This window comes from Oceanisphaera arctica (genome assembly GCF_002936955.1).
Taxonomy (GTDB): domain Bacteria; phylum Pseudomonadota; class Gammaproteobacteria; order Enterobacterales; family Aeromonadaceae; genus Oceanimonas; species Oceanimonas arctica.
Genome location: NZ_MPZM01000072.1, coordinates 1 through 9,853, shown reverse-complemented (window position 1 = coordinate 9,853; position 9,853 = coordinate 1). Strand labels below are relative to the sequence as shown.

General features: G+C 50.1%; 8 protein-coding genes. 2 read left to right on the top strand and 6 right to left on the bottom strand.

Translation table 11 applies throughout. The annotated features are described in order from the left end of the window. Positions 1-229: hypothetical protein (locus UN63_RS17245; RefSeq protein WP_219821197.1), on the top strand; the 229-nt coding region annotated here is incomplete at its 5' end. Between the two features lie 71 nt (positions 230-300). Here UN63_RS17245 and galE read toward each other — a convergent pair. Beyond that, complete coding sequence (gene galE / locus UN63_RS16190) at positions 301-1,317, bottom strand: UDP-glucose 4-epimerase GalE (protein ID WP_104488532.1); 1,017 nt, start codon at positions 1,315-1,317, stop codon at positions 301-303. 417 nt (positions 1,318-1,734) lie between these two features. Continuing rightward, the gene (locus UN63_RS16185) at positions 1,735-3,129 is read right to left on the bottom strand and encodes an MBL fold metallo-hydrolase (protein ID WP_104488531.1); all 1,395 of its coding nucleotides are present in this window, start codon (positions 3,127-3,129) and stop codon (positions 1,735-1,737) included. Between the two features lie 324 nt (positions 3,130-3,453). Between UN63_RS16185 and UN63_RS16180 the strand changes: the two genes are divergently transcribed. After that, positions 3,454-3,597: a hypothetical protein gene (locus tag UN63_RS16180; protein ID WP_219821196.1), complete on the top strand. Its 144-nt coding sequence runs from the start codon at positions 3,454-3,456 to the stop codon at positions 3,595-3,597. Between the two features lie 87 nt (positions 3,598-3,684). Here UN63_RS16180 and UN63_RS17000 read toward each other — a convergent pair whose 3' ends face one another. From UN63_RS17000 to UN63_RS16165, 4 genes are all read right to left on the bottom strand, one after another. Further along, positions 3,685-4,551 carry a GNAT family N-acetyltransferase gene (locus tag UN63_RS17000; RefSeq protein WP_181068275.1) on the bottom strand — a complete coding sequence of 289 codons (867 nt, stop codon included), beginning with the start codon at positions 4,549-4,551 and terminating at the stop codon, positions 3,685-3,687. A 38-nt stretch (positions 4,552-4,589) separates the two neighbouring features. Then, positions 4,590-6,755 (bottom strand): nucleoside-diphosphate sugar epimerase/dehydratase, encoded by a 2,166-nt coding sequence (locus UN63_RS16175; RefSeq protein ID WP_104488530.1) that lies wholly within the window; start codon positions 6,753-6,755, stop codon positions 4,590-4,592. A gap of 50 nt (positions 6,756-6,805) precedes the next feature. Continuing rightward, positions 6,806-7,993, bottom strand: coding sequence for a DegT/DnrJ/EryC1/StrS family aminotransferase (locus UN63_RS16170; RefSeq protein ID WP_104488529.1), 1,188 nt, complete (start codon positions 7,991-7,993; stop codon positions 6,806-6,808). A gap of 394 nt (positions 7,994-8,387) precedes the next feature. Next, positions 8,388-9,359 (bottom strand): ATP-grasp domain-containing protein, encoded by a 972-nt coding sequence (locus tag UN63_RS16165; protein WP_219821195.1) that lies wholly within the window; start codon positions 9,357-9,359, stop codon positions 8,388-8,390. Positions 9,360-9,853: the final 494 nt, after the last annotated feature.

The following is a 9,853-nucleotide window of genomic DNA, read 5'->3' as shown; positions in this document are numbered from 1 at the left end:
TTGCTGCACGATACTCGCATATTTCGCAGGCTATGTGTCTTGGTCTGCAGTGACACCCCCTCCCAGCCTCCCCCTGGCGATAAGCCGCCGTTATGCCTGTTACCCCGCTGCCAAGGGGGAGGAGCAGTTCGGCGCCAGTTCCAATAACCCGGCGTTGTTCGCCGATATTTCCCCGCTACGCAGGGCCTGCCAGCTGAAGCGGCAGTTACAAGTGACTCTGCCCTTGTAGGCTCCCATTTATGCGGCGCAAACCCACAGACGACTCGAACTCTGCTTCCTCCAGTCCCTATTCCCCAGTCCCTACTCCCTATACCCTTCCGGATTCTGCGACTGCCAGCGCCAGGCATCGGCCATCATCTGCTCAAGGCCTTTCTCGGCCTGCCAGCCCAGTTCGGCACGCGCCTTACCCGGATTGGCCCAGCATTCGGCAATGTCACCGGCCCGGCGCGGGGACATAACATAGGGCACGGGGCGGCCACTGGCCTGCTCGAACGCCTTGACCATCTGCAACACAGAATACCCCTGGCCGGTACCCAGGTTATACACACTCACACCACTGTATTCGGCAATGCGTGCCAGCGCTTTCAAATGCCCCAACGCCAGATCCACCACATGAATGTAATCCCGCACCCCGGTACCATCTACCGTGGCGTAATCATCACCAAATACCGCAAGCCGCTCCAGCCGGCCCACCGCTACCTGAGCGATATACGGCAATAGATTGTTGGGGATGCCGTTGGGATCTTCGCCAATGAGGCCAGACTCGTGAGCGCCCACCGGATTGAAATAACGCAGCAGGGCAATAGACCAGCGTTCATCCGACCTGGCCAGATCCTGCAGTATCTGCTCTACCATCAGCTTGGAGGTACCATACGGATTGGTGGTGCCGCCTACGGCAAAGTCTTCGGTAATCGGCATTTTCTGCGGTTCGCCATACACAGTGGCAGACGAGCTGAACACCAGCCGGAACACCCCGGCCTTGCGCATTTCATCCACCAGCACCAGGGTGCCGTTGACGTTGTTATCGTAATACTCCAGAGGCTTCTGTACGCTCTCGCCCACCGCCTTCAGCCCGGCAAAGTGCACCACCGCCTCAATGCTGTGCTCGGCAAACAACTTCGCCAGCAGCTCGGCATCGCGAATATCACCTTCAACAAAAGCCGGTTGCTTGCCGGTAATCTCGGCCACCCGCCGCAACGACTCGGCCGAGGCATTGCTCAGATTATCCAGTACCAGCACCTGCTGACCGCTGTTCAGCAATTCCACCAGCGTATGAGAGCCAATATAGCCGGCACCGCCGGTCACCAAAATAGTCATAAAACCTCGTTTATTGTTTTTAATCCGTGCCCTGTAAGGCGTGAGGCGAAAATATAGGCCCGCCTACGCTCCATAAACACCATGGTCGAATACTCTCACCTAAAAATAAGTCGACCCTACGACAAACATCGCCTCTCGTAGGGTCCAATTCATTGGACCAATCGCAATTTCGCACCAACCTCGGCGTAATTTCATTGCTCTGCTTCGCAGAGCCTGCCAGCTGAAGCGGCAGCTACAAGTACCTCCGCCCTTGTAGGCGCCCATTTATGCGGCGCGATCCTGCAAACGATGGGGGAATTTTCAGGCATGGCGCCAATCTGTAGGTTCGGCGCTGTTTATGATTACCCAGCGGAGCTGGGTCTGCCGACTAAAGTGGCAGCTACAAAACACCATTCCCTACTCCCTACTCCCTAGCGGCTATTCCCCAATCACCACCCGGCTATCGGGCAACAATTCACTCAACCTGGCCTTCAATGCCGCCTTGGCTCCGGAGTCGCCATGGATCAATCTTATCTGTTTCGGCGGTGGTGTAATACCGGTAGCGAAGTTTATCAGATCCTGCTGGCCGGCATGCGCCGAATAGCCACTTACCTGATGCACCTGGGCGTGAATGGTAACGCGTTCGTCATCAAGCGTAACCCAACCAACCCCTGAGCCAGTATCGGAACCAATACGAGGCCCATATTCCAGAATATCCCGGCCCGGCGTGCCCTCGGCCTGGTAACCCACAAACAATACATCGTTGCGTGCTTCCCCCAGCATTGCCTTGAGGTAGTTCACCACCCGGCCGCCGGCACACATGCCGGAGCCCGCCAGCACCACGCAGGGTTTGCGTGACCGGGCCAGATAGTTCACCGCATTAAGGTGATCCCGGTGGCTGTTCACCACCGTCAGCTGCTCAAACGACAAGGGATGTCGCCCCTCACTCAGCCGCTCTCTGGCCTCATCATTCCAGAACGGCTTGAGCTTGCGATAAAGGCCGGTAAACCTGGCGGCCAACGGCGAGTCCACTACTACTTCCAGCTCGTTCCAGGGCAAGTCCGGTGCCGCGGCATCGTTGCCAAACTCTGCCATCAGGCTTTCTATCTCATACAGCAAATCCTGGGTGCGGCCCAGGCTGAACGCCGGAATCAGCAAGGTACCGCCATCGGCCAGCGCATGCTCAATCGCCGCCTTCAGTCGCAGCCGCCGATCGATCCGACTTTCGTGATTTTTATCCCCATAGGTACTTTCCATCACCAGAACATCACACTGCTCCGGCGGCACCGGCGCCGTTAGCAACGGGGAATGAGGCGCGCCCAGATCACCACTGAACACCAATCGCTGGCCTCCGGCCTCGCATTCCACATAGGCCGAGCCAAGAATATGCCCGGCCCGCTGTAGTCGCACTTCGATACCGGTATTCGCCACAGAATGCCACTGGTTATAAGGCAAGGGCACCAGCCGCGACTTGAGCATTTTCAGCACCCGGTTGATCAGTTTTTTATCCCGGGTAAAGCCGATTTTAAGTGCATCTTCCAGCATGGCCGGCAACAACAGCGCCGAAGGCGGCGAGCAAATAATAGGCCCCTTGAAACCCGCGCCCAGCAAATAGGGAATACGCCCCACATGGTCGATGTGCACATGGGTGACAACCAGCGCCTTGATATGGCTGATCTCAAAATCGATGGCCAAATCATCCCGCCGCTCGGTACCCTGAAACAAGCCACAGTCGATAAGAATACCGGTCCCATCCAGCCGCAGCTCGTGACAAGAGCCAGTCACTCCCTTTACCGCCCCATGATGCAACACCTCTACCTTGCCATTATTCATGCTACCTCCAGCCAGTATCAAACTCAGATGAAACCAACTTTAGTCTGCAAGATACAAAAAAGCCCGGTGCTGATTGGGGATTGGGGATTGGGGACTGGGGACTGGGGACTGGGGACTGGGGACTGGGGACTGGGGACTGGGGACTGGGGATTGGGGACTGGGGAATAGGGAATAGGGAATAGGGAATAGGGAATAGGGAATAGGGAATAGGGAATAGGGACTGGATTGAGTCAAACGCGCCTGCGGGCGCGTTTTTGTTGATATTGGCCCATTCCCTATTCCCGCGAGTCCTGGTATCGCAGCGGTATCGGCTTTGCCGCCGCCATGGGCATTCTGGCGCTGATAATCCATTCGTTTACCGACTTCAACCTGCAGATCCCGGCCAACGCCGCCACCTTTGTGGTGCTCTGCGCCATCGCCGTGCTGGCCGGGCAGCATGAGAAAGAACGCAAGAAGCGGAAGAGCTAGGCTGTGTTGCCTCTGATCCGGGGCCTCAATATGACCAGATAATTATTAGAATTGGTATTATCTGGCTGACATAATTGAGAACAAACCCTAGCATTTCCCAGTTAATCGATAATACTTGTGAGGGTAGTACTTGCGAAGCATGTGGGATACAACAGGATTAATTTCTACCCGTGCAGGGATCATGGCAATATCAAAACCGAACTGACGCTTGTAAAAAGAAACACCCTCATTTTCTATGCAGTGCATTCCATTAATTATTGACTTTATTTTTTGTGAACGCTTGCAAATATCAATGCCTAAATAGTAAAAACCCGCACCAATACCAGTTTTAAGATACTCACTGGAAATAAACAAATTATCTAAATAAGCAACCTCATCGACACAGTAGATATTTGTAAAGCCAGCAAGCTCACCTTCAACAAAAGCAGACACTAGAACTCTTGAATTATCACCAGGGTTAACATTCCGTTTACAGTATTCATAAAACTCGCATCTGCTTGGTAAAGGCATATGTCGTGTTCTGGCCAATGATGAATTTAAAATACGGTATGCCGGCTGATGGAATGCATCAATGGATTCAACCTGAAACCACTTGACTTTTCTTAATGACCGATTCAATTCATTTCTACGACTGGGAGATAAATCTTTTAATGAGAAACTTTCAGGACTTGACATTCTATGTACTGGAATGAATCCATTTGCACAATCAATATCTTTATCCAGGAGTGCCGCTCGATATCCCCACAACAAAGAAGCAGGACGTTTAAATTGAGTATAGCTCAGCTTCCCAATCAAATGAAAAGGTTGAAAGAATCCCTTCTTAACCTCATCCCAGCATGTATCACCCCGACGAATTAAATGATGACCACTATTATTCCTCCAATTAACAAATTGATCTGTTGAAGGTGGAATCAAAACAAAGTCATTTATATCATTAACATAAGAAAGCTCCATATGTAGCTCCATGCTATTCTTTAAAAACCTGCCTGCCACTAGGCTCTGTTCCTTGCTGGGTGCCTGCCGCTCGATGCCGCCCTTCGTTTTCTTCTTAGCGATCGACACTCGACGCGCGGCGCTCGGCGCTCGGCGCTCGACGTTCCATCCTCGAGGCTCGGCGATCGGCGCTCGACGTTCGACGTTCCACTGTCCACACAGTCGCCCTCGGCGATCGACACTCGACGCTCGGTGCTCGGCGCTCGGCGCTCGGCCCTCGACGCTCGGCGATCGAGGTTCCACGTACGACGCTCGGCGCACGGCGCTCGGCGCAGCCCTTCATTCCACACCAAATCACATATCTTGTCTCGTGGGTTGAATGACGTTGGCGCAGACAACAACAAGTTGCGAATCTTGTTCTGATCGTATGCTTCGCAAGCAACATCCAGCTCACCTAACAGGCTAAGCATTTCACTCCACGGCAAACACACCTCATTGGCGGTACGAATACGTGGGTGTGCAGTAGTAGCTTCGTTTCTACCTATCAACAACTCTTCAAACAGCTTTTCGCCGGGGCGCAGGCCCGTGACTTTAATCTCTATATCACCCTTGGGATTATGTTTATTTTTTTCTTCATACCCCATTAAGCGGATCATTTTTCGTGCTAAATCAATGATGCGTATTGGCTCTCCCATATCCAGTAAAAACACATCACCGCCCTTGCCCATGGCACCAGCCTGAATCACCAACTGTGCAGCCTCGGGTATGGTCATAAAATAACGAGTGATGTCTCGGTGCGTCAAGGTAACAGGGCCACCAACAAGGATCTGCCTTTTAAATAACGGCACCACAGAACCGGATGAACCCAATACGTTACCAAAGCGCACCATGCAAATGCGGGTGTTGCTTTGCCGCAATGCCAAACCTTGCAAAACCAGCTCGGCCAACCGCTTGGTCGTGCCCATTACGTTAGTCGGCCTTACCGCCTTGTCGGTAGAAATAAACACAAAGGTTTCTACGCCACAGTGAATGGCCGCTTCGCCAGCCCGCCAGGTGCCAAACACATTGTTGCGCACCCCTTCCACCACGTTGTATTCTACCATAGGCACGTGTTTGCAGGCAGCCGCGTGATACACGGTTTGCACCTTAAAGGCATTCATTACCGCTTCTAACTTGTTTTGCTGTTGTACCGAAGCCATAATCGGCACTATACGTATCTTGCAATCTTTTTCACGGCACCAGCTGGTTAATTCCTGGTCAATTTGGTACAACGCAAATTCCGACATTTCGAACAACACCAAGGTGCTGGGTTGCTGCTGTACTATTTGCCGACAAAGCTCAGAGCCAATCGAGCCACCGGCACCGGTCACCATTACCACTTTAGTATGAGTATTGGCGGAAATTAGCTCGGGAAAGGGCTCTACCGGATCACGGCCCAGCAAGTCTTCTATGCTTACCTCTTGCAGCTCGCTCACCCTGGCCTTACCGCTGACCAAGTCGGCTATACCTGGAATGGTTAATATTTCTATCGGTAACTCGTCCAGGCTTTCAATAATTTCTCGCCGACGTTTCCGAGAAAGTCTCGGCATAGACAACAATAATTTTTTGGCATCAAACCGATAAATAACCTGTGCCAGCTCATCCACTGTAAATACAGTTAACCCTTGTAATATAACATTATGCAAAGCTGGATTGTCATCCACAAATGCCACCGCATAATATTCACCATCACTCTGCAAGCTGATGTTTAACTGACGGCCGCACGAGCCTGCACCATAGATGATTACAGGTGTTTTTTTATTTTTTACGCTATGGGAATATAAAACACGAGCCAATGTACGTGCACCACCAGATAACAGCAATGCCAGAGAGAAATAAACAACAAGCACTGTATACGGCAAGTTAACCTCTAAAAAATACGCCGCCGACACCATAATGACTACGGACAACAATGTACCTAAAAACATAATGATAATGACGTTACCAGCCAAATGCCGCAGCACAGCGCGATATAATCCCAATCGTACAAAACATATTAGGGTAAACGGAATCGTGGCCAGCAGGATTATCCAATGTGCGCCAGAATCCAGGATGATTTCTTCCTCTAATCGAAACATAAATGCGATCCAAAAGGATACACTGATAAAAATCGCATCTAATAGTAGGCTAATAGCACGTTTAGTCGAGCGTGGCTTTGTAAACAACCACCTTATTATTATCTCCATTGAGTCCTCCTGTCCCTGTTGTTTTTATTTCCTGTATTATCAGGTTCCCTTTAACTCCAGTTGACGGACTGTGCTTTAGATAAAACATTCGCAAGTACTACGGCAGCGTTAGCCATTTCAGCCTGCGTGAGCGTAGGGTGCACCAAAAACATTAAGCTGGTATCGCCTAATTCGCGGGCATGAGGCAGGCGCCTGGCCGGGCGAAAGTCGGTGCCATCAAACGCTTTTTCTAAATACACTTCTGAGCAACTACCCTGAAAGCATGGCACACCTTCAGCCATAATGGCGTTTACTATGCAATCCCGACTCCAGCCTGCGGCCAGTTTTTCCGGGTTAACAAACAGATAATGTTTATATTCCGCATGCTCCATGTACCCAGGTACCATTACTGTACGCACTACTTCAAAACCGGAGGCGACTCCGTCTATCAGTTCTGCATTGGCTTGGCGGGCTGCCGTCCAGTGGCGTATGCGCTTGAGCTGAATGCGCCCAATAACCGCCTGAATTTCGGTCATCCGCCAGTTGGTGCCAAAGCTTTCGTGTAGCCACCTAAAACCTGGTGCGTGCTCGTGCTCATATACAGCCTCATAGCTTTTTCCGTGATCTTTATAGCTCCACATCTTGCGCCACAACGCTTCATCATTGGTGGTGACCATGCCGCCTTCACCGCCGGTGGTCATGATCTTGTCCTGACAGAAAGACCAGGCACCAATATGGCCTATAGAACCCACCGAGCGGCCTTTGTACTTGGCGCCATGAGCCTGGGCGCAGTCTTCTATCACGTAAAAGCCGTGCTGTTCGCTTAATGCCATAATGGCATCCATCTCTGCCGGCATACCGGCCAGATGCACTACAATTACCGCTTTGGTGTTTGGTGTAAGCACGGCGGCAATATGTTCGGCTTCTATGTTCTGGCTGTTGAGATCTACATCCGAAAATATCGGGCGAGCACCGGCAGTCACAATAGAAGATACCGAGGCCAGAAAGGTGCGTGGAGTAACAATAACATCGTCACCGGGACCAATATCCAGCGCCTTCAGCGCCACATCCAGCGCCAGAGTGCCGTTGGCCAGCGCCACTGCATATTCCACACCCGCCCAGACAGCAAACTCTTGTTCAAACAAACGGCACTCCTGACCTGTCCAATAGTTAACTTTGTTAGACAGCAGCACATTACGCACCGCATGGACTTCTTCCTCGGTGAATGAAGGCCAGGGGGAAAAAGGAGTATTTATCATATGAATTCATTCAACTCTTCAAGTTCTGAAAGCCAATGGGCAGGCAAGTAGCTTTCATCAAGGTTTGAGGTATCCTGTGAGTAAATATTCTTGTTATCGCCTTTAAGGAAAAACGTTACCCAACCTATTAGGCGCTAGAAAATCTTTTACAGGATTGTCACCAATGTAGATACAGTCATGGCCAGGATAGTTGCTCTGAACAAGCTTAAAAAATACAGAATCAGACTTTGAGTAATTATATTCCTAGGGAATATAAAGAGGTAGATAAGATTGTGCATCAAAACCATAAATCTTCCTAATGGTTCGTAATACAGCTCGGATACCAGACGCATGATATTCCGCTTCTTTATAGAGAGTATCATCCAAGTAAAACACAAAAACTGTATTTTTAAGATTAATTTTCATGCACTATGACCTTGGCATCGTATCGTAGCATCAACATATTGCTTTCCCAACCATCATAGAAATCAATACACTCGTTAAGGAAATATTCACGAATCAGCCAATCTGGATAGTTGGCGCCGGCAGCATGAGTCAACGGAAAGCCACCGCCAAAGCGCGGGTTTATTTCAAGTGCTTTGATAGATTCATCTTCCGGATTGGCGAACACCTGAACGGTTATACATCCGCGCGCACCTTCCAACCTTTCAAGACGGCACCGCAAATATTTATAAACATAGTTTTTCCGCGTAGCACCCTTGCTGACCTCCCCTTCCCGCACCTCAATACGCTCTCTGGGTACCAGGCAACATAGCTTGCTGCTACGGTCATAGTAGGCATCTACGGTATATTCGCTGTATTCATTACTAATCAGCTCCATGAACATGTTTTTTTCATCTTCGAGTAATTCCTGGCTTAACATATCTGGTGTATATAACGCCAGTGCACCTATGCTACCGCTGCCATCATACGGCTTACAGAAGCAGGGAAACTGAAGGTTGTTTTTACTGTAAATAGTTGGTTGCTCTATTTTTAACTTGGAATAAGTTTCTGCTGTCTTACGCTTGTCTCTGCAAGCCGCCACAAGTTCATAATTTGAAATAACAAGGTGAATACCTTCAGCCTCAAAACGTTCTCGGTTCAATGCTAGTATATTAAGCTCGATATCAATGGTTGGCATCACCATACCGACTTTCTGTTCAAGACAAAGTTCAAGAAGATAGTCAATATACTCTGGGGCCGTAACTCGAGGCGCTTTAAAACCATGATCTGAAACCAGACAAGCGGCTGAAAGTCCAGGATGAAGATCGGTAGTAAAAACGCGAGCCTCAACAATGTGGCGCAACAACGCTTTTCTAAATGCCTGGACAAGCTCTACCCGGCGCCCGGCTGACAGGATCAATATATTATGTTTCTTAGTCATCATTTATACTTAGCCCTTATAAATAAATGTTCGGCCAGAGTGGCTTGACGCACACAGTTCTTCAGGATCTTCAGGAATGGTGTAATCCGTTTTCTCTATACAGGCTCGGATCACGGACCGTAAGCACTGTTGCGGGCAACGGCTCATACCAACTTGTAAAATTAATTGATCTATTTATCTTCACATTAAAAGCCGAACGAAAGGTCTCCACCACCGACACGCTGCAAGTACTTCCCTGTGGCGCTCAGCACATGACGTCCAACCACAAGGAGGCGGGAGTGTCAGCATTACAGGGTTGACGGACGGATACCTTGGCGCTGGCAGAATTCGGCCTTGCTGAGGCTACTGTCTGCCTGTGCTTGCCAGTACTGACGTTTTTGCTGTGGGGTCATTGTCATTCCTCTTGTTGAGAGGAATAGCGTGCCGCAACGACGTTAGTGTGGAAAGATGGGGTTAATTAGCCGCTTACCTTACGTTTATCTGGACCAGCTTGCTGA